We start from the raw sequence: 22980 nt of genomic DNA on the forward strand, positions 1-22980 counted from the left end.
TTTTTAGACCAGTTTGGATTAATAGTTTAAAACACCTCGTTAAGCCCTAAAAAGAAGCCACTTGATCCGTAACTACCCCTTCCATAATCAATACACAGGTTTGATCGGGTATATTTATTGAACAGCAGCCGTAGCCCTACCCCGCCACCTGGTTCCCAATACCTGAGCAGCTTGATGTTGCGCTGGTTATCGGCTGATTCAATATTTACAAAAGTGACACCACTCAGCAGCTTATTATCCGTGATCGGGAAGCGGTATTCCGCCTCGTTATATACAAATGATAACCCTTTAAAACGGCCGATAATAAATGCCCGACCTATGCGGCCATAGGCATCACTGCCGGTACCGGGTAAATCAAGGTATGGTAATGAACCACTGATAAGATAGTTGGCCCAGTGCCAGAAGGCCAATACATTTTCAGGGTTTGAGCTTGACAGGCTCCAGTATTTCCTGAATTCGGTTCTTAATTGTAGCGCTTTGCGGTTACTGCCCAGCCATGTTTCGTTTTCCTTTAAAATAACGTCGGCGTAAACTCCCCTGAAGGGGCGGTTGGGCTGGTCGCGGTTATTGAACTGAAAGTTTATCAATATACCATTGGCTTGGTAGGCACTTGTTGGGTAGCCATTTTGAACGCTGTACCTGAAATTGTGGGTTTCGGTTATCGGGATGTTTTTACGGTCGTCATCTATATGACTGTAAAAATTAAAGCTCAGGCCCGCGCCAACATAAAATGCGGGGACAATCTTTCTGTAAATACGTTCATTCACTTTCAGATAAACATATCTTACCGGAAACTCATTAGGGTTGTTGGCAAAGTGCTCATTATTCATGTGTAGTTCGCCATCGCCAAAGCTACGCCTGCCGGTACCCAGGCCATTATCTTTAGCTATGGTTTTACCTACCTGAAAAACGCCCTGCAAATTCCATTTGTTTTCAGAAGAAAAAGCATTATGCTTAAGCTCAAATGTGGAGAGCTTGTTTGTTGAAATGTAAACACCCGCATTAACAACCGAAAGCGTGGTGTTGGCTGGATTGCCAAAATATTTACCACCCGACGAAATAGCCCCGATGGCAAAACCAACACTGGGGTTGTAAGCTGCAGATGGCAGGACCGACCAGCTACCTTCTTTGGTCATATCAACAACTTTTGGCGGCCTGTTTTTACCACTAAAAAAGTCACTCAAAATGCCATTCGCATCCCTCTGCGACTCCAGCGAATCGGCATGGTTTGCATATGATTGCGCAAACAAGGTTGAATTGAAAGTTAGGAGGAACACGGCAAGCGCATACCTGCAAACAGATCTGGTCAATTAGGTTAATTAATTAGTGTTTACCGCTAATATAAAATTATATGATGATTATAAAAATGACTTAACTATGAATGTTCTGCTGATTTTGACAAGATTTATAAAAAGATATCACAAGCGTGCCGTAGATACGATCCACCAAAGTTATCTACCTACGGTACATTTTAAATTCATTTTTATTATGCTACAAAGCTTTTGCACCGCTGGTGCAACTATGTGTATCTAATAAAGCTGCCTATATTTTACTAAGATTACTCATCAGAGAATCTCCCAGAGGGAGTATAGCTTTGTAGGAAAAAATATATTATGCAAACGTGCCGGAGGTACGAAACATATTGATATTAACCTGTTGGATCAATAACTCCTTATACCTCAAAGTTTTCTTCAAAACCATTTGTTTATAATATAAATAGCTGTATCTTTGCAGTCCCGAAAATGCGGGGTATAATAAACGTTTAAACAATTTAATTTAAAGCAAGTGAATACGTTAAGTTACAAAACTGTCTCAGCCAACAAAAAAACCGTTAACAAACAATGGGTTGTTGTTGACGCACAAGGCGAGATTTTGGGGCGCTTGTCCACTAAGATCGCAATGATCATCAGGGGTAAAACCAAGCCAGATTTCACCCCGAACGTAGACTGTGGTGATAATGTAATAGTTATCAATGCAGACAAGGTAAAGTTGACCGGAAACAAATTCAGTGACAAAACTTATGTTTCGTACACTGGTTATCCAGGTGGTCAGCGTTTCATTTCTCCTAAGGAGTTAATGGCAAAACATCCAACCCGCGTAATTGAAAAAGCGGTACGTGGTATGTTACCTAAAAGTCGTTTGGGCAAAGCATTATTTGGTAATCTGTATGTATATGCAGGTTCTGAGCATCCTCATGCAGCACAAAACCCAACAACCATTTAACTTTTAATTTTTAAAGGAGAAAAGAAATGCCAACAACTAACACTTCAGGCAGAAGAAAAACAGCCGTTGCCCGCATCTACCTTTCAGAAGGAAATGGTGCGATCATCGTAAACGGTAAAGACTACAAAGAGTACTTCCCAACATTGCCATTACAATACATCGTTACTCAGAGCACTGAGGTTTCTGGTTCAGCCGGAAAATTTGATGTTAAAGTAAATGTTGCAGGTGGTGGTGTAAAAGGACAGGCAGAAGCCGTTCGTTTAGCCATTGCTAAAGCCATCGTTGAACTGGATCCTGAAAAGAAACCAGCACTGCGCGCTAAAGGTATAATGACCCGTGATGACCGTATGGTTGAGCGTAAAAAACCAGGACGTAAGAAAGCACGTAAGAGATTCCAATTCAGTAAACGTTAATCAAAGGAGGACAACAAAATGGCAAGAACAACTTATCAGGATTTACTGGATGCAGGTGTACACTTTGGTCACCTTACCCGCAAATGGGATCCGAAAATGTCACAGTACATTTTCATGGAGCGTAACGGTATCCACATTATTGATTTAAATAAAACCTTAACCAAGGTTGAAGAAGCTGCTGCAGCTATCAAACAAATTGTAAAATCAGGCCGTAAGGTATTATTCGTTGCTACAAAGAAACAAGCGAAAGATATTGTTGCTGATTATGCAAAAAGCGTAAACATGCCATACATCACCGAGCGTTGGTTAGGTGGTATGTTAACTAACTTTGCAACTGTTCGTAAGTCGATCAAAAAGATGTCAAACATCGATAAATTGACTAAAGACGGTACTTACAGCAACCTTTCTAAAAAAGAAAGACTGATGATACAACGTGAGCGTATCAAATTAGAAACCCTTTTAGGTGGTATATCTGATTTGAACCGTTTACCTGCAGCATTATTCCTGATCGACGTTAAGAAAGAACATATCGCGGTTTCAGAAGCATTAAAGTTGAATATCCCTACATTTGCTATGGTTGATACCAACTCTGATCCTTCAAACATCGACTTCCCTATTCCTGCTAACGATGACGCTACTAAATCAATTTCATTGATCACCAGCATTATCATCAAAGCTATTGAAGAAGGTTTAGATGAGCGCAAACGCGAAAAAGAAGACGAAGCAGAAAAAGAAGCAGCTGTAGCGAAAGCTAAAGCAGATGCTCCTGAAGTAGCTGACAGAGCTGAAGGCGCTAAGAGAGCACGCAAAACTGCTGAAGTAGCAGACGTTGCTGCTGAAGCTGATGCTGAAACTCCTGCTGCCGAAACAGAAGAGTAATTAAATTGTGGGTTGTAAGTTGTGAGTTATAAGTTTTCTTGTAATTACAACTTACGGCCCATAGTTTTAATATTAAAAATAGTTTTAAGTTATAAGGGTACGTTAATTTCGCTCAACACTTAAAACTCATAACCCAAAACTTAAATTTAAAAAACATGTCTACAGTACAAATATCTGCAGCCGACGTAAATAAACTGCGCCAGCAAACTGGTGCCGGTATGATGGATTGCAAAAAAGCTTTGACCGAAACTAACGGTGATTTTGAAGCAGCTATCGATTTTTTAAGAAAAAAAGGTGCTAAAGTTGCAGCAAGCCGTCAGGACAGAGAATCAAATGAAGGTGTTGTTATTTCACGCACTTCTGCTGATGGTAAAACTGGTGTGATCATTGAATTAAACTGCGAAACTGATTTCGTAGCTAAAAATGCTGAGTTTATTGCTTTTGCAAATGAAATTGCAAACAAAGCAGTTGAAAACCAACCAAAAACTATCGAAGAGCTTTACGCTCTTTCTATCGATACTGATAACACCACTACTACTATTGGCGAAGCAGTTATTGATAAAACTGGTAAAATCGGCGAAAAGATCGGTGTATCTAAATTTGAAGTTATCACCGGCGAAAAAGTTGTTGCTTACGTACACGGTAATTTCCGTTTAGGAGTATTGGTTGCTTTAAATGCTAACCCAGCTGGTGTTGAAGAAGCAGGTAAAGACGTAGCTATGCAAATTGCTGCTATGAACCCAATTGCAGTTGATAAAGATGGTGTTGATGCATCAGTAATTGAGCGTGAGTTGGAGATTGCTAAAGATGTGATTCGTGCCGAAGGTAAACCAGAAGAAATGGTTGAAAAAATTTCTTTAGGTAAACTGAACAAATTCTACAAAGACTCAACCCTGTTAAATCAGGAGTTTGTTAAAGACCCTTCAAAATCTGTTGCTCAGTTCCTGAGCACTGTTGAAAAAGGTTTAACGGTAACGGCCTTTAAGCGAGTAGCTTTAGGAGCCTAAATATTTAATCCCTTCCGTTAGTTCGGAAGGGATTTTTTTTGCGATAATATTTTTGGCCCCGTCATCCTGAGCTTGTCGAAGGATCGCGCGGAGAGCCCTGACCTTCATGCTTCGATAAATTCAGCATGACATCTTTCCCTTTATGGGAACTAAGAACGACGTTACAAAGAATAATTACTATGATAACAGCGCTTCACAATCTCAAACTTATTTCTGGTGGTAACATCACCGAAGGCAAAGCCGTTTTAATATCAGGCAGCCAAATCATTGACGTAATTGCTGATACTGCTATTCCTCATGATGCGGAGAAGGTAAATCTGCAGGGTGCATATCTTGCTCCCGGTTTTATCGACCTGCAGATTTATGGCAGCGGTGGTCAGTTGTTTGCAGGCACCCCTACGGTTGAAGCATTAAGACAACTGGAAGACGATCTGCTAAATCAGGGAACCATCGGTGTTTTTGCTACTATAGGTACTAATACGAACGAAATTGTAGAAAAAGGTATTGAAGCAGCAAAAGCATTCCGCCCGCAAAGCAGAGGCGCTTTCTGGGGCCTGCACCTGGAGGGTCCGTATTTAAATCCAGCCAAAAAAGGAGCACACCCTGAAAAATTTATAAAAAAGGCTACGCTTGCTGAAGTAAAAGGCTGGGTTGAGAGTGCTGATGGGGTTATTAAAATGATCACCATAGCACCCGAGCTGCAGGATCAGGAAGTGATAGACTATTTACACAGCCAAGGTATTATTATCTCATCCGGACACAGTAATGCAACCTATGCCGAGGGTAAGGCGTTTTTAAATAAACCAATTCCGGCGGTAACACATTTGTTTAATGCCATGCCGCAAATGCATCACCGGGAGCCCGGCTATATTCCTGCTATTTTTGAGGAAAAACCCTATACCAGCATTGTTGCCGACGGTAACCATGTTGATTGGCCAATGATCAGACTGGCTAAACGTGAGTTGGGCGATAAACTATTTTTAATTACTGACGCTGTAACCGCGGCAACCGAAGGTGCATATCAACACCGGTTAGAGGGTGACAAATATGTAATGCCCGATGGTACGTTAAGCGGATCGAGCTTAACGATGTTAAAAGCAGTTGAAAATTGCGTTAAACAGGTAGGTATTGATTTGGCCGAGGCCGTAAATATGGCTTCACTATACCCGGCAGAATTATCTAAACAAACAAAAAAAGGCAAAATTGAAAAAGGTTTTGATGCCGATCTGGTTATTTTTACTGCCGATTTTGAAGTTAAAGACACTATTTTAAAGGGTGAGTTTTTAATAAATGCCTATGCGCACTAATTATTGCAGCCTTGCTAAACAGTCCTTTTATTGTGAAAATTCAAAAAATTATAGCTAATCAGCATATATTTTTTAACAAACACGAGATAAAATTTTAACACTGACTTTAATTAATTATTTTTGGCGAACTACTCCTGATATGAACAGAGCTTTATCAATTCATGATATACACACAAGCGAGTTCCATCTATTTCTATTTACAACAAATCACACCCAATGAAATACAAAAGAATCTTACTAAAACTTTCGGGCGAATCGCTCATGGGCACCAGGCAATATGGTATTGATAACAATCAGGTTTTACAATATGCCCATGATATTAAAAACGTATATGATGCAGGTATTGAAATTGCGATTGTAGTTGGTGGCGGTAACATTTTCAGAGGATTAAGTGCCGAAAAATCTGGTATGGAGCGTGCTCAGGCCGATTATATGGGTATGCTGGCTACCGTGATCAATTGTATGGCCCTGCAAAACGCACTGGAAAGCATCGGTGTGGAAACACGCTTGCAATCGGCCATAAAAATGGAGCAGATCTGCGAACCTTACATCCGTCGTCGTGCAATGCACCACTTAGAGGTTGGCAAAATTGTAATATTTGGTGCCGGTACAGGTAACCCTTATTTTACTACCGATACAGCCGCTTCCCTGCGTGCTATTGAAATTAAGGCCGATGTGGTATTAAAAGGTACTCGTGTTGATGGTATTTACACTGCCGATCCGGAAAAAGATCCTTCTGCAACTCGTTATGATGAAATTTCTTTCCAGGAAGTATATGACCAGGGTTTAAATGTAATGGACATGACCGCAATTACCCTTTGCCGCGAAAATAAATTACCCATCATAGTATTTGATATGAATCAGCCTGGTAACTTTATGAAAATAGCCAAGGGTGAAGACATAGGTACCCTGGTACGTTAATTAAATAAAATCTTCTATTGCCCGGGTATAACACGGGAGTATAAAAAGCATAAATGAACGCCATTAAAATAATGGCGCTTATTTATGCTTTTGTTGTTATAATACTTTTCAAATAGGAATGAATTTGCAAGAAAATGAAGATTATATGAAGTTAACCGTATAGGATTATAGGATACTGGTATTTTTATGTAATTTGCTTGCACCTAATGAATTATCGCCTTTTAGTTGAGTTATCCAAAATAGAAATTTATGGAACAAAACTATATTAAGGCAAAAGCTGGATCAGGTAAGATTACCACCATCGATAAACGGTCTGGTTTATCAAAAAAAGAACTTTATAGCGAATATGTAGATCGCAGTTTGCCTGTGATTTTAACCGATGCCATTGATAATTGGCCGGCGCTGGGCAAGTATACGCCTGCTTTTTTCAAAGAAAACTATGGGCATATTAATAAAACCATTAATGGGGTTACTTACAACATGAGTGATTTTATTGATCAAATGCTGGTATCCACTTCAGAAAATCAGGCTGTTTATCCTTTTAACTTTGATGTGAAAAAGGTGTTTCCGGAATTAATGGCCGATTTTACGCCAGAAGTTATTTACGGTAAAATGGATAGGATTAACCATCGTTTAATGCCTCAAACCATACTCAGAGGCACCACAGTGTATGAGCTATTTTTAGGCGGTAATGGGTCAAGCTTTCCGTATTTGCATTATGATGCCTTGTATATGCATACTCAGATATCGCAGTTGTATGGATCAAAGGACTTTTTAATGTACCCGCCAGAGTGTACACCTAATATGTACCCCTACCCAAATATGACCAAGTTTTCGCAAGTAAATTTTCTTGATCCTGATTATGAAAAGTTCCCTTTATTTAAGGAGGTGGAACCCATAACCGTAACTGTAGAGCAAGGCGAAACTATATTGTTCCCGGCTGGTTGGTGGCATACTACCAAAATAAATGAGCCTTGCATATCTTTAGGCAGGGCTCAGTTAAACGGCTGGAATTGGGATAACTTTATTAATGACCGGTATGATAACTGGAAAAAAAAGATATCCGTTTTAGCTTCCCCGATATTGGTGTATGGAAAAGTGGTTGGGGGCATCATGAATGCCCAGGAGCAGAAATTGAACTGATAATAAAAAGGCCACCTTTCAGGTGGCCTTTTTATTAGGGTATTATGATGGTTTACTTAACCTCTTTCAATTGTTTGATAGCATCATCAGCAACTGTTACCGACTGCGTATCATGTAATTGTGTACGCTGGGTTTCTATACTTTGCATAATTTGAGCAGCAAAATCAGCAGCACCATACATTTTATATTTGATACCAAAGGCTTTCAGCTCATTGATGCCCTGCTGTGCATATTCCGGCTTTTCAACACGGCCGGTCATTTCGGCAAATTTACGTACACTGTTAAATTTAACCTGGATACCTGCATTTTTAAATGTTTCCAATACAAAAGGCCATTGCTCAACACCGCCACTGGTAGCGTATATATTAAATATAGCATCAGATAAGGCGCCTTTATTGTCCTTTTCAAAGCCTTTTGCCAGTGTTAAAGCCTGAGCAGGCTCCAATTCGTTGATAGCTGTTAAAGCAGCTCCTTGTACGGCATATGACTCACTACCAAGTGCCTGCTTAAACAAGGTTAAGTTACCAGCCGATTTTAGTTTACCTAAGGCGCTAATAGCAGCTGCGCGTGCCAGGGTAATATCATCTGTTTGTGCAAGTGAAGCCAACACAGGTTGTGCTGCATTACGCACATCTTCATTAGTAAGGTTTAGCGCTTTAATAGCTTTAATGCGTAGGCCATAATACTTATCTTTTAAAGCCGCGATCAGTATTTTTTGGTTAGGTTTTTCTTTTTGATTGGCTGCCGCCGCCTCAATAGCCTCAAACCTGTCCATGTATAAAGGAGCGTTGAAATACTGATAAACAAATTCGTCTATACTTTTATTATCCGTTTTTTTGGCCAAGAGGATTTTATCACCGTCCACATTTACCAGGTCGGGTTTGGTGGCTACTTTGAAAGTTAAAGTATCAGCCTTGCTGTTCATCCAAACCTTATGGCGCTCTTTTTTACCTCCGGCGTAAATATCAATAGCCATTGGCAGTTTAAAGGTTTGGCCGTCCTGGCTTTGTTGCAGGTATACAGTTTGGGTTTTATTGGCATCATCCCATTTGTAGCTGATGTTCAGCACCGGATTGCCTGCGCCATAATACCATTGATTAAAGTACCAGTTAAGGTCCATGCCGCTGGCTTCTTCAAATGCAAGACGTAATTGTTGTGCCTCGCCATTTTTAAAGGCGTTGGTTTTCAGGTAAATATTCAGGCCTTTGAAAAAGGCTGCATCACCTAAATAATTGCGAAGCATATTTAAGATACGGCCACCCTTTTGATAGGTAACCACATCAAAAACATCCTCTTTATCTGCGTAATAAAAACGCACCAGGTTTTTAGTTTTGGCATCGCCAGAACGTAAATAGTTTACAAGGGCTTCATGATTATGCTCATCGCCTGCATCTTTACCGTATTTATGTTCGGCCCAAAGGGTTTCACTAAAATCGGCAAATGATTCGTTCACGGTAAGGTTGCTCCAGCTCTCGGCAGTAACATAATCGCCAAACCATTGGTGAAACAGCTCATGTACAATAGTGCTGCGACCGGCATTATAGTAAGCATCTATCAGCTCACGGTGTGTGGCTTGCACATATTCGCCGTGTAAAGTGGCTGTTGTGTTCTCCATAGCACCGCTCACATAATCGCGGGCTACAATCTGCGAGTATTTGTTCCACGGATAATCCACGCCTAAGGTTTTAGAGTAAAACTCCATTACTTCAGGTGTAAAACCGAATATTTCTTTGGCGTAGGGCGCATATTTAGGCTCCAGATAGTAATTCACCTCTTTATCGCGCCACTTATCCTTGTAAATTTTAAAATCGCCCACAGCCATCATAAATAAGTATGGCGAATGCGGTAACTCCATTTTCCAAGTATCGGTGCGTGTGCCGTCGGCATTAGTTTTTTGAGAAGCCAGCCTGCCGTTTGATAGGGTTACGTATTTGGCCGGTACGGTCATGCTTATTTCCTCAGTAGTTTTTTGGCTTGGCTTATCAATAGTTGGGAACCATGCCGATGAACTTTCAGTTTCGCCCTGTGTCCATATCTGTGTAGGTTTATCCTTTTCGGTACCATCAGGATTTATAAAATACAAACCCTTTGCATCGTTAATGGCGGCGCTTCCTTTTTGTTTCAGTTCATTAGGTTTGGCGGTGTAATCAATATAAACGGTGTAGCTTTCATTGTTTTGATAAACCTTATCCAGCTTAATGGCAACCGAGAGGCTATCCTGGTAAGTAAATTTAAGCGGTACATTCTTACCGTTTTTTACTATCGATATGTTTTTAAGGTCCATTCCCTTGGCATCAAGCCTTAAACTATCGGTTGGATAAAAGTGTGGTTTTAAAGTAACCCATTCCTTACCGTATAAATAGCGTTTTTTATAGTCAAAACGTACGTCCAGTTTGGTATGTACCAGATCATTGATCTTGGTGGGTACTGCACGATAGATTTTTAATGCCGGGTTTTCTGCTTGAGGCGCTTCCTGCGCAAAGGATGAGGTAATTGCTGCCGTTAACGCACAGGTTAACAACAACTTCGAAAAGTTTTTCAGATCAGTCATGCGCAATATTAATATTTTGCTTTGTAAAAAAATGTGTGGGATTCACAATTTATGATCAAACAGCCTGAGTAATTGCATTTTAAATACAATTGTGTTTTAAAATAATTTCTAAAACTGCGCAATGATGTGTTTATGATAAAACCGAACACCAATTGTACGATTACGAACGGTTTGTTATTTGAATTATTCATAACTATCACTAAATGAGTTTATTGTGAAATTGGCATACAAGTTATTATATAGTGTTGTTAAATTATGCTTTGCTAACGGATTACACTAAATAGATTACCGATGATCAAAAACTATTTAAAAATAGCTGTGCGTCAGTTGCGTAAACAAAAATTGTACGCTGCAATTAAAATCGGGGGCTTTGCGCTTAGTATTGCTGCCTGCCTGTTGATTGCCTTATATATTCGTCAGGAATTAAGTTTTGATAAAAGTTATCCAGATGCCGATCGTATTTACAGAATTGTGGGTGAATACAATTTTGATAATATCCATGCCAAAGGAACTGATTGGCCTGCGGCAATGGGCAAAACTGTTAAGGCCGACTTTCCTGAAGTGGAAAAATCTGGCAGGTTAATGTCTAACTCTCTTTTTTGGGGTGCGGGCAGTAACGAGCTAAAACGTGGCGACTCTCCCGATAATACCCATGAGGAGGGTTTTGCCTATGCAGACCAGTCCATGCTTGATATATTAAAGCTGCCTATGGTTTATGGGGATGCATCCCATGCACTCTCTGAGCCCTTAACTATGGTAATTTCAAAAAGTAAGGCAGATAAATATTATCCAAATCAAAATCCGGTTGGGAAGGTGATGTATCTTAATAATGATAAAAGCAAGCCGTATAAAATTGGCGCTGTTATGCAGGATATTCCGCCAACATCTCATCTGCACGATTATAGCTTTTTCCTGACACTGGAAGGTGTTGAGTTCTGGAAAGGCGAACAAACTACCTGGGGCGCAAGTAACTACAACATTTATGTTATGCTAAAACCCGGAGCCGATGTAGCCCGTTTCAACCATAAGCTAACCGATGGGATAATTAACAATTATTACCTCCCCGACTTGGTGAAGAGCGGAAATAAATTTGCTTCGATAATTAAGAACTCATTGAAATTGCGTTTGCAGAATGTTAAAGATATCAACCTTAAATCGTATGATATTCATGATGGCATGTCGCATGGGGATATTCGCTTTATTTGGTTATTTGGTGCCGTTGCCGGCTTTATACTGGTAATAGCATGCATCAACTTCATTAATCTTTCCACAGCAAAATCAGCTAACAGGGCCAAGGAAGTTGGCCTGCGTAAGGTAGTAGGCTCACAAAGGAGCGGCTTGATTAAACAGTTTTTAACTGAGTCGTTACTGTACAGCTTTTTTTCTTTTGTGTTAGGGTTATTTTTGGCGGCTTTATTATTACCATATTTTAATACGTTAACAGCAAAATCATTAACAATACCCTGGCTGCAATGGTGGCTATTACCAACTGTATTGGCATCAGCAATTTTAATTGGCGTAGTAGCGGGTATTTATCCGGCCTTTTATCTTTCAAGCTTTAAACCGGTTGAAGTTTTAAAAGGTAAGCTAAGTGCAGGCAGCAAAAGTTCAGTGCTCAGGAATGGTCTGGTTGTTTTTCAGTTTACAACTTCTATCATACTTATCATTAGTACTGTGGTCATATACAGCCAGATGCAGTACATCCTCAATAAAAAAGTAGGATTTGAGAAAGACCAGGTGGTAATGATTCAGGGTACTAATACCTTAGATAATGAAGTAAAAAGTTTTAAGAACGAATTATTAAAGTTGTCCTCAGTACAAAGCGTATCAATCAGCGACTTTTTACCAATAGCCGGTACCAAGCGTAATGGTAACCCATTTTATAACGAAGGGAAAAATAAGGTAGATGCTGCCATTGATGGCCAGCTTTGGGATATTGATTCGGATTATTTAAAAACCTTTGGCATGAAGCTGGTTGCCGGTCGCAATTTTAACCCGGCCATGAAAACTGATTCGCAAGCGGTTATTATAAATCAAACCTTAGCCAGGAAGCTTGATCTCAAAAATCCTGTTGGGAAAAGGATTACCAGTTGGGGCGATCCATTGCTGGTGATAGGAGTGGTTAAGGATTTTAATTATGAATCGTTCCGCGACGAGATAGGCGCTTTGGTAATGCGTCAGTCAAACAGCCCTTCAATTGTTTCCGTAAAAATAAAGGCCGATGACGTAAAAAATACGCTGGCACAAATTGAGGCAACCTGGAAAAAGTTTTCACCTAATCAAGCTATCCGTTATACGTTCATGGACGAACGCTTTGCCAATATGTATGCCGATATACAACGTATGGGCCGCATATTTACCAGCTGTGCCATACTGGCTATCTGTATTGCCTGCCTGGGCTTGTTTGCACTGGCCGCTTTCATGGCCGAGCAGCGGAGTAAAGAGATAGGCATTCGTAAAGTGCTTGGAGCTACTGTTAGCAATATTACTGCTTTGTTATCCATGAATTTTATAAAACTGGTATTCATTGCCATTATTATAGCATCGCCAATTGCCTGGTGGGCCATGACCAAATGGCTGCAGGATTTTACCTATCGCATAACCATAAGCTGGTGGATGTTTGCAACTGCCGGTATAGTAGCTATAATTATAGCCATTGCAACGGTTAGTTATCAGAGCATTAAAGCCGCGGTGATGAACCCTGTAAAAAGTTTAAAAGCAGAATAAAACCAAGAGTAATAAATAATTAAATAAAAAAGTTAAAGGCTTTTGACCTTTAGCTTTAAGCTAAAGTATATGATCAGGAACTATTTAAAAATAGCGTGGCGCAATTTGGTAAAGAACAAGGTTCATACTTTTATTAATATAGCCGGGCTTTCCGTTGGCCTAACTTGTAGCCTGCTCATTTTATTATGGGTACAAAATGAACTGAGTATTGACCAATATCCTAAAAATGGCAACAGGTTATATTCAGTATATGAACGTCTTTACTATGATAATAAAATTGCAGGGCAGTACGCTACCCCCGGACTTTTACCCGAAGAGCTGAAAAAGCAAATCCCCGAAGTGGAGGCAGCTACCGGTATTGCCTATGGCGAGGAAAGTACGTTTCAGTTGGGTGATAAAATATTAAAAATGAATGGTACCGATGCCGGGGCCGATTGCTTTAAAATGTTCGGTATACCACTATTGCAGGGGAACGCAGAAACAGCTTTAAACTCACCAGTAAGCCTGGCAATATCGCATAAAATGGCGGTGGCCTTTTTTGGCAGTCCAGAGGCCGCTATTGGTAAAACCATTCGTTACGAAAACAAAAAGAATTTTACGGTTACCGGGGTATTTGAAGATCTGCCTAAAACCGCATCTGAGCGATTCGACTTTGTTAAAAATTGGGACGATTATCTGCAGGAGAACAAGTGGGCAAAAGACTGGGACAATAATGGCCCCGGTACTGTTATTATGCTTCGTGCCGATGCAGACCCGGTAGCGGTTGAAAAAAAGCTTACTCACTTTTTAGATAACTTGAACAAAGCCCAAAAGAAAGGAACCTTTACAGAAGAGCTGGGCATACAACGTTTTGGCGACAAATATCTGCACAGTAATTTTGAAAACGGCAAAATTAGCGGTGGCCGCATTGAATATGTTCACATGTTTACCATTGTGGCTATTTTCATTTTATTGATAGCCTGTATCAATTTCATGAACCTGACCACTGCACGTTCGGTTAAGCGGTCGCGCGAGATTGGTGTGCGCAAAGTAGTAGGCGCTTTACGGTCAACCTTAATTAAGCAGTTCATTGGCGAATCGTTACTGGTAACTTGTATAGCGGTATCTGTATCATTGCTATTGTTGATGTTAATACTGCCCTTGTTTAATCAAATTACCCAAAAGGAGATAGCCCTGCCGTTTAATCAGCCTTTGTTTTGGTTAAAACTTACTGCCATTACGCTGGTAACCGGTTTAATATCGGGTAGTTATCCGGCTCTGTTCTTATCCTCATTTAATCCGGTTAAAGTGTTGAAAGGCACGCTGAAGTTAGATTCGACTTCTGTCATATTTCGTAAGGGACTGGTTGTATTTCAGTTTGCACTCTCAGTTATATTGATAACAGCTACTATAGTTATTTCCAGGCAAATGACTTATGTGCAGTCAAAGAACTTAGGGTATGACCGCGAAAACCTCATATATATACCTATGAACGGAACGCTGATACCTAAATACAGTACCTTTAAAGAACAGGCTATGCAAATGCCGGGCATACAATCTGTTAGTCGCGTAACCATTGCACCTACCAACATTGAAAACGGTACCGGAGATGTAGAATGGGAAGGGAAAGACCCCAATGTGAGTATTCAGTTTACGCAAGTATCAGTAGGCTACGACTTTGTAAAAACCATGAAGCTGAAAATGCTTGCCGGGCGGGATTTTTCAAAAGACTTCCCTACCGATTCAACCGGATATCTTGTTAATGAAGCCGCGCTTAAAAGGTTGGGATATACTAATCCGATTGGTAAACCACTCACTTTCTGGAAAAAGAAAGGACAAATCATAGGGTTGCTAAAAGATTTTCATTTCGACTCGATGCATGAGCAAATACGGCCGTTGATCATCCGTTTCGGTGAGCAGGATTACTATGGTAATATATTGGTTAAAACCCAGCCTGGTAAAACAAAGCAAGCTTTAGCCAGTCTGGAAAATATATGTAAGGAAATCAATCCTGCATTTCCGTTCAGCTACACTTTTTCCGATGAAGAGTATCAGAAACTGTATCAAAATGAACAGATTGTGACCAAACTCTCCAACGCGTTTGCTTTTCTGGCCATATTTATTTCTTGTCTTGGTTTGCTGGGACTTGCCATGTTCACAGCCGAACAGCGGGTTAAAGAGATCGGTATACGGAAAGTATTGGGAGCAAGTGTAACATCATTGTTTTCACTGTTATCATCAGAGTTTTTACTGCTGGTAGTTATGTCATTATTGATAGCGCTGCCGGTATCATGGTATGCCATGGGATATTGGTTACAGGGGTTTGCATATCGTACGCCTATGCAATGGTGGATGTTTGCATTATCGGGAGTGATCATCATATTCATAGCTATGGCAACCATAAGTTTCCAGGCCATGAAGGCAGCATTAATTAACCCTATAAAAAGTTTAAGAAGCGAGTAGTTGAGGTTTAGAATTTAATAATTGGTTTTAGAGTTTAGTAATTAGGTTTTACAATTTAAGAGAATCATGATCAGGAATTATCTAAAAACAGCCTGGCGCAACTTGATAAAAAACAAGGCGCACACGTTTATTAATATTGCTGGCCTATCGGTAGGGCTGGCCTGTAGCTTGCTTATTTTGTTGTGGGTGCAAAATGAGGTAGAGGTTGATGCCTTTCATAAAAATGGTTCACGGTTATATTCTGTAATTGAGCGGCAGTATTATGATAACAAGGTTGTTGGGCAGTATAACGTGCCCGGTTTGCTGGCCGATGAAATGAAAAAACAGATTCCTGAAGTTGAGTATGCCATCAATGCTGATTTTAACGATAAATATACTTTCCAGGTAGGCACTAAAATATTGAAAATGGATGGTGGCTTTGCCGGTACCGATTTTTTTAAGATGTTCAGCTTTCCCTTATTGCAAGGCAATGCTCAAACGGCTTTAAACTCGCCGGTGAGTATTTCCATTTCTCGCAAAATGGCCATAGCTTTTTTTGGGGACCCGCAGCAAGCTTTAGGCAAGACAATTCGTTACGAAAATAAAAAGGACTTTAAGGTAACGGCTGTATTTGAAGATGTACCAAGGGAGGCTTCCCAAAAGTTGGATTACATCATAAACTGGTTTACTTTTTTAGATGAGAGCGGATGGGCGAAAGACTGGGGCAACAACGGTCCGTTAGCTATGGTAATGTTGCGTGCAGATGCTAATCCTGCATTGGTTGAAAAAAAGGTAACTCATTTTCTGGATAATTTAAACAAAGATCAAAAGAAAGGAACCTTTACCGAAGAGCTTGGTCTGCAACGCTTTGGCGATGTATACCTGCATGGCAATTTGGCCAATGGCAAAATTGAGGGCGGCCGCATTGAGTATGTACACTTATTTACCATTGTAGCTATTTTCATATTGCTGATAGCCTGTATCAATTTCATGAACCTGACCACAGCACGATCGGTTAAACGTGCGCGCGAAATTGGGGTACGTAAAGTAGTAGGTGCCGTGCGTTCGGTGCTGATCAAACAGTTTATAGGTGAATCATTATTGGTAACCTCCTTAGCTGTAATAATTGCATTGGTACTGCTGGTACTGCTGCTGCCGGTGTTTAACCATGTTACCCTAAAGGAGATCGATCTGCCTTTTAATCAACCTGGTTTTTGGATAAAGTTAGTTCTCATTACTTTAACTACAGGTTTAATATCTGGTAGTTATCCCGCCTTGTTTTTATCGTCATTTAATCCTGTAAGGGTTTTAAAAGGAACACTGAAACTTGATTCGGGTACAACCCTATTCCGTAAGGGCTTGGTTATATTTCAGTTTTCACTGTCGGTTATATTGATAACAGCCACCATAATTGTGTCGAAACAGATGGATTATGTACAGTCTAAAAACCTGGGGTATGATCGTGAAAATCTCCTGTATATACCCATGAGTGGTGAGCTTATCGGCAAATACAGTACATTCAAGGATGAGGCATTGCGTATGCCGGGCGTACAATCTGTCACCCGTATCACTAATACTCCTACTGATATCGGAAGCAGTACAGGTGGGGTAAACTGGGAAGGTAAAGATCCTAATATAAATATTGAATTTACACAAGCCTCAATTGGTTATGATTTTGTAAAGACCATGAAATTGAAGTTGGTTGGAGGGCGCGATTTTTCAAAAGATTTTGCTACAGATTCAGTTGGGTATATCATCAATGAAGCCGGACTTAAAAGGATCAAATATGCCGATCCTATAGGTAAACCGATCACCATGTGGGGCAAAAAAGGAACCATTATAGGTGTGATCAAGGATTTTCACTTTAAATCAATGCATGAGCAAATTCAGCCGTTGATACTTCGTTATGGCGAACAGGAAAAGTATGGTAATATATTGATAAAAACACAACCCGGCAAAACCAAGGAAGCGCTGGCCAGTATCGAAAGCCTTTATAAACAAATTAACCCGGCGTTCCCATTCAGCTACAGTTTTTCTGACGAAGAGTATATGAAACTGTACCACAATGAACAAATAGTAACCAAGCTATCAAACGCGTTTGCCTTCCTGGCCATATTTATATCATGCCTTGGCCTGCTGGGATTGGCCATGTTCACTGCTGAGCAACGCATTAAGGAGATCGGTATCCGCAAAGTGTTAGGGGCAAGCATTAGTTCATTATTCTCACTATTATCTGTAGAGTTTTTATTGCTGATCATTATTTCATTATGTATTGCCTTACCTGCATCATGGTATGCAATGAGCCACTGGCTGCAGAGTTTTGCCTACCGTACGCCTATACAATGGTGGATGTTCGCGCTTTCTGGAGTGATAATCGTATTCATAGCCATGGCAACCATAAGTTTCCAGGCCCTGAAAGCAGCATTAATTAACCCCATAAAAAGCTTAAGGAGCGAATAACCGGCATTTAGAATTTAATAATTGGTTTTAGAGTTTAAAAGGATCATGTTAAGAAACTATCTAAAAATAGCCTGGCGTAATCTGGTGAAAAATAAGGCACATACCTTTATTAACATTGCCGGATTATCGGTTGGGATGGCTGTGGCCATGCTCATTGGTCTTTGGATCTGGGATGAATTATCATTTGATAAATATCACCAAAACTATGATCGTATTGCTGCGGTTATGCAACAGGAAACCCTGAATGGCGGCATAAACACGGGCAATACAATTCCGTTACCGCTTGATGCTGAATTGCGCAAGAGTTATGGGAGCGATTTTAAACATATCGCTTTATCATCATGGACAGAGAAACATGTTTTAATTGTTGGAGATAAAAATGTTTCTTTTTTAGGCAATTTTATGGGTGAGGAGGCTCCTGAAATATTTTCGTTGAATATGATAAGGGGAACCCGCAAAGGGTTAAAAGGACCTTCGTCAATCCTCATCTCCCAATCAGTTGCCAGGGCATTATTTGGTAATGCCGATCCCATCAACAAACTTATTAAGCTTGATAATAAAGCTGATTTTACAATTTCAGGTGTTTATGAAAATCTGCCCGCTAACACCACCCTGCATGATGTAGCTTTCATAGGTCCCTGGGATTATTACATCAATGTGCCTGAAAATCAAAGATCACCAACAGATTGGGGTGATAATTCGCTGTTCATGTATGTGCAAATGGCTGATAAGGCAGATATGACAAAAGTATCGGCCAAAATAAAAGATGTAAAGCTCAACCATATGGCTAAAGAGGATTTAAGGTTTAAGCCAGTACTCTTTTTGCAGCCTATGAGTAAATGGCATTTGTATTCTGAATTTAAAAACGGAGAAAATACGGGTGGCGCTATTCAGTATGTTTGGTTGTTTGGTACAATTGGGGTGTTTGTGCTGTTACTGGCCTGTATCAATTTCATGAATTTAAGCACAGCCCGAAGCGAAAAAAGGGCTAAAGAAGTAGGGATACGCAAAGCTGTGGGTTCAATCAGAAACCAGCTAATTAAACAGTTTTTCTGCGAATCGGTACTCATTTCAGTACTGGCTTTTACACTGGCTATCTTATTGGTGTGGGTGGCAGTTCCGTATTTTAATGAAATATCAAACAAAAACGTATCCATTTTATGGGATGCACCTGTGTTTTGGATGGCCTGTGTAGGGTTCACTTTATTTACCGGAATAATTGCAGGGAGCTATCCTGCCTTTTATCTGTCGTCATTTAGCCCGGTAAAGGTTTTGAAGGGAACGTTTAAAGTTGGGCGTTTGGCTGCTGTACCCCGTAAGGTGTTAGTGGTAGTTCAGTTTGTGGTTTCGGTAGTTCTCATCATTGGCACCGTTATAGTTTTTAAACAAATTCAGTTTGCTAAAAATCGCCCGGTAGGCTATAGTCGCGATGGGTTAGTAAATATTGAAGTAACCAATGACGACTTGCATAAACATTTTGAAGCATTGCGTACAGACCTGATCAATTCGGGAGCAGTGGCCGAAGTTGCAGAATCAACAAGCCCCACTACCGGGGTATATAATAACCGGGGTGATATTAGCTGGAAAGGAAAAGATCCTTCTCTGACTTCCTTTTTTGGTAATATCGCTGTTACTGCCGAATATGGTAAAACGGTGGGATGGCAGTTTGTTCAGGGGCGCGATTTTTCAAGGCAGTTCCTTACAGATTCAGCTGCAGTGGTATTAAACCAGGCGGCGGTGAAGCATATGAACCTTAAAAATCCGGTTGGCGAAGTAATAAGAATAGGCAAGAGGGATATGACAGTGGTTGGTGTGGTAAAAGATATGGTGATGGAATCACCGTATGAACCGGTTAAACAAACCATTTTCCGCATAGGCCGCAATTTTGATAATGTATTAATAAAGATCAACCCTAATTCAAGTACTCATGATGCGCTTGATAAAATAGCCGCAGTCTGTAAAATATACTCTCCCTCAGTCCCATTCTCCTATAAGTTTGCTGATGATGAATATGCCAAAAAATTCGCGGCCGAAGAGCGTGTTGGTAAGCTTGCAGGATGTTTTTCGGGCCTTGCCATATTTATCAGTTGCCTTGGCTTGTTCGGTATGGCCTCGTTCATGGCCGAGCAGCGGGTGAAAGAGATAGGCGTACGCAAGGTACTGGGTGCATCAGTGTTTGGTTTATGGCGACTCATGTCTAAAGATTTTGTAACGCTTGTACTCATATCATTATTTATAGCCATGCCAATAGCGCTTTATTTTATGCGCAGCTGGTTGCAGCATTATACCTATCGGGCAGAGCTTTCGGGGTGCATATTTGTGATAACGGCATTTGGGGCCGTTTTGATCACATTGTTAACGGTAAGCTTTCAGGCCGTTAAAGCGGCACTGGCCAACCCGGTAAAAAGTTTAAGAAGCGAGTAAAAAAAGCTAAAAGCAGAAGGCGTAAAGCCTAAAGCAATGTACCAATGAACTAATAAACAATCGAACCAATAAACTAACGGTCATGATCAGGAATTATTTAAAAATTGCATGGCGCAACCTTACTAAAAACAAGGTTCATTCGGCTATAAACTTGATAGGCCTATCGGTAGGTATGGCAATAGCAATGCTCATCGGTCTTTGGGTATGGGATGAGCTGTCGTTTGATAGATATCATAAAAACTATGATCGCGTAGGCCAAATCATGGTTACCCAAACCAATAATGGCGAAACGGGTACATTTGGGTCGACCGTTGTACCATTGAGTAATGAACTTCGTACTAAATATGCGGGAGATTTTAAGTTAACGGCCCTTACCTGGGAGAGCGCTCATATATTAGCGGTTGGCGATAAAAAGATATCTCAAACCGGGATGTGGGCCGAGGCTGATATGCCTGCTATCCTATCACTGAATATGGTAAAAGGCAGCTATTCGAGCTTTAAAGATCCTTCGTCATTTATGCTATCGCAATCAGTTGCCAAAGCGTTATTTGGTGATGCAGATCCCATCAATAAAACCGTACGCATCGATAATAAAACGGATATGAAGGTAATTGGTGTATTTGAGGATCTGCCTCATAATACCACATTTTACCAAACAAAGTTTATGTTGCCCTGGAATAACGCGGCAAACTGGTGGAGTACACAGTTGCAAGCATGGGACAATCATGGCAGCCATTTATTTGTGCTGATGAATGATCATGCCAGGTTTGATAACGTATCGGCTAAGATCAGGAACATTACCAAACCGCATTTTAAAATGAACGATGAAACTATTCAGGTTCATCCCATGTGTAAATGGCATTTATACAGCGATTTTAAAAACGGAATAGCTGCCGGCGGGCGCATAGAGTTTGTGTGGTTATTTGGCATTATAGGTTTATTTGTATTGCTATTGGCCTGCATCAATTTTATGAACCTAAGTACCGCCAAAAGCGAGAAACGGGCAAAAGAAGTGGGGATACGCAAAGCTATAGGTTCGCTTAGGAAACAACTTATAGGGCAGTTTTTAAGCGAGTCTTTATTGGTAGTAGCCTTATCATTGATATTAACCATTGTAATTGTACTGTTAACTATTCCCTATTTTAATCATATTGCTGATAAAGCGGTTTCTATCCCCTGGGGTAACCCCTTGTTTTGGCTGCTGACTTTAGGCTTCACTATTTTTACAGGTCTGATTTCGAGCAGTTACCCGGCGTTTTATTTGTCGGCGTTTAATCCGGTAAAGGTTTTAAAGGGAACATTCAGGGTTGGCCGTGTTGCCGCTATTCCGCGCAAGGTGCTGGTAGTAGTGCAATTTACAGTATCTATTGTTTTAATTATCGGAACCATCATTGTTTTAAGGCAAATTCAGTTTGCTAAAGACCGCCCTGTTGGCTACACACGTGCCGGTCTTATTTCTGTTGAAATGAACACCCCCGATATTTACGGTCATTACGAAGTAATGCGTTCCGATCTGCTGCAAACCGGAGCGGTAGAGGACATGGCCGAATCAAACAGCACAACAACCCAGATCTGGGCAAATAATGGTGGTTTTGATTGGGTTGGTAGAGCACCTGGGTACGATCCTACCTTTGGCACTATAAGCGTAACCTATGATTTTGGCCACACCGTTGGATGGAAGATATTACAGGGCCGCGATTTTTCACGTAGTTTCCCTACCGATACAAACTCCGTTATACTTAATGAATCGGCTCTTAAAGTGAGCGGGATTAAAGATCCGATAGGTAAAATCATGCGTTGGAAAGGCAGTAACCACGTAATTGTAGGTGTAGCAAAAGATATGGTTATGCAATCGCCCTATGAAAAAACTGTAAGTACCGTATTTTTTATGGATCCGGCTTGGGTTAACTGGATCACTGTACGTATAAAGCCAAATATGCCTATACGTGAAGCTTTGAGCAAAATTGAGCCGGTTTTTAAAAAATACAACCCCGGCAGCCCTTTTGAATATAAATTTAACGATGATGAATACGCTAACAAATTTTCTGATGAGGAGCGCATCGGTAATTTAGCTTCTACATTCGCGGTATTGGCTATCTTTATTTCATGCCTGGGCTTATTTGGGTTGGCATCATTTGTAGCTGAGCAGCGTGTTAAGGAAATTGGAGTACGCAAAGTGCTTGGCGCATCGGTAGCCAATTTGTGGCGACTGTTATCAACCGAGTTTGTAGTGTTGGTTTTTATATCGCTGCTTATAGCCATACCATTAGCTTATTACTTTATGCAGCACTGGTTGCAGGGCTACCAGTACAAAGCAGCAATTTCCTGGTGGATATTTGCTTTTGCCGGTGCCGGCTCTATAATCATTACGTTAATAACGGTAAGCTTTCAGGCTGTTAAAGCAGCTATGGCCAACCCGGTAAAAAGTTTACGTAGCGAATAAAAAGGTGAAAGAGTAAGGAGAACAACAACGGATGAACTAATGAACAATTGAACTAATAACC

General features: G+C 40.6%; 14 protein-coding genes. 12 read left to right on the forward strand and 2 right to left on the reverse strand.

Translation table 11 applies throughout. The features are described from left to right. Positions 1 to 26 precede the first annotated feature (26 nt). Positions 27 to 1310, reverse strand: coding sequence for a BamA/TamA family outer membrane protein (locus tag QWZ01_RS23320; protein ID WP_290327648.1), 1284 nt, complete (start codon positions 1308 to 1310; stop codon positions 27 to 29). A gap of 475 nt (positions 1311 to 1785) precedes the next feature. Here QWZ01_RS23320 and rplM point away from each other — a divergent pair, with 475 nt between their 5' ends. From rplM to QWZ01_RS23355, 7 genes are all read left to right on the forward strand, one after another. Beyond that, complete coding sequence (rplM, locus tag QWZ01_RS23325) at positions 1786 to 2223, forward strand: 50S ribosomal protein L13 (protein WP_290327650.1); 438 nt, start codon at positions 1786 to 1788, stop codon at positions 2221 to 2223. A 26-nt stretch (positions 2224 to 2249) separates the two neighbouring features. Then, on the forward strand, positions 2250 to 2636 hold the full coding sequence (gene rpsI / locus QWZ01_RS23330; RefSeq protein WP_290327652.1) for a 30S ribosomal protein S9: 387 nt from the start codon (positions 2250 to 2252) through the stop codon (positions 2634 to 2636). An 18-nt stretch (positions 2637 to 2654) separates the two neighbouring features. Then, positions 2655 to 3515: a 30S ribosomal protein S2 gene (rpsB, locus tag QWZ01_RS23335; RefSeq protein ID WP_290327654.1), complete on the forward strand. Its 861-nt coding sequence runs from the start codon at positions 2655 to 2657 to the stop codon at positions 3513 to 3515. Positions 3516 to 3670: 155 nt separating this feature from the next. Then, positions 3671 to 4522, forward strand: a complete 852-nt coding sequence (tsf, locus tag QWZ01_RS23340) for a translation elongation factor Ts (RefSeq protein ID WP_290327655.1) — start codon at positions 3671 to 3673, stop codon at positions 4520 to 4522. A 179-nt stretch (positions 4523 to 4701) separates the two neighbouring features. Beyond that, positions 4702 to 5829 (forward strand): N-acetylglucosamine-6-phosphate deacetylase, encoded by a 1128-nt coding sequence (gene nagA / locus QWZ01_RS23345; RefSeq protein WP_290327657.1) that lies wholly within the window; start codon positions 4702 to 4704, stop codon positions 5827 to 5829. Positions 5830 to 6045: 216 nt separating this feature from the next. Continuing rightward, positions 6046 to 6750, forward strand: coding sequence for a UMP kinase (pyrH, locus tag QWZ01_RS23350; RefSeq protein ID WP_290327659.1), 705 nt, complete (start codon positions 6046 to 6048; stop codon positions 6748 to 6750). A 249-nt stretch (positions 6751 to 6999) separates the two neighbouring features. Continuing rightward, positions 7000 to 7893 carry a cupin-like domain-containing protein gene (locus QWZ01_RS23355; RefSeq protein WP_290327662.1) on the forward strand — a complete coding sequence of 298 codons (894 nt, stop codon included), beginning with the start codon at positions 7000 to 7002 and terminating at the stop codon, positions 7891 to 7893. A gap of 52 nt (positions 7894 to 7945) precedes the next feature. Here the strand turns inward: QWZ01_RS23355 and QWZ01_RS23360 are convergent, their stop codons facing one another. Next, on the reverse strand, positions 7946 to 10444 hold the full coding sequence (locus tag QWZ01_RS23360; protein ID WP_290327664.1) for a M1 family aminopeptidase: 2499 nt from the start codon (positions 10442 to 10444) through the stop codon (positions 7946 to 7948). A 291-nt stretch (positions 10445 to 10735) separates the two neighbouring features. Here QWZ01_RS23360 and QWZ01_RS23365 point away from each other — a divergent pair, with 291 nt between their 5' ends. The 5 genes from QWZ01_RS23365 (at position 10736) to QWZ01_RS23385 (ending at position 22919) form a co-directional block, all read left to right on the forward strand. Continuing rightward, positions 10736 to 13171, forward strand: coding sequence for an ABC transporter permease (locus QWZ01_RS23365; protein ID WP_290327665.1), 2436 nt, complete (start codon positions 10736 to 10738; stop codon positions 13169 to 13171). Between the two features lie 69 nt (positions 13172 to 13240). Continuing rightward, the gene (locus QWZ01_RS23370) at positions 13241 to 15613 is read left to right on the forward strand and encodes an ABC transporter permease (protein ID WP_290327667.1); all 2373 of its coding nucleotides are present in this window, start codon (positions 13241 to 13243) and stop codon (positions 15611 to 15613) included. A 66-nt stretch (positions 15614 to 15679) separates the two neighbouring features. Further along, the gene (locus QWZ01_RS23375) at positions 15680 to 18052 is read left to right on the forward strand and encodes an ABC transporter permease (protein ID WP_290327669.1); all 2373 of its coding nucleotides are present in this window, start codon (positions 15680 to 15682) and stop codon (positions 18050 to 18052) included. Between the two features lie 45 nt (positions 18053 to 18097). Further along, the gene (locus QWZ01_RS23380; RefSeq protein ID WP_290327671.1) at positions 18098 to 20476 is read left to right on the forward strand and encodes an ABC transporter permease; all 2379 of its coding nucleotides are present in this window, start codon (positions 18098 to 18100) and stop codon (positions 20474 to 20476) included. A gap of 82 nt (positions 20477 to 20558) precedes the next feature. Beyond that, complete coding sequence (locus QWZ01_RS23385; protein WP_290327673.1) at positions 20559 to 22919, forward strand: ABC transporter permease; 2361 nt, start codon at positions 20559 to 20561, stop codon at positions 22917 to 22919. Positions 22920 to 22980: the final 61 nt, after the last annotated feature.

Source organism: Mucilaginibacter aquaedulcis, from assembly GCF_030409325.1.
In the GTDB taxonomy this organism is placed as follows: Bacteria; Bacteroidota; Bacteroidia; order Sphingobacteriales; family Sphingobacteriaceae; genus Mucilaginibacter; species Mucilaginibacter aquaedulcis.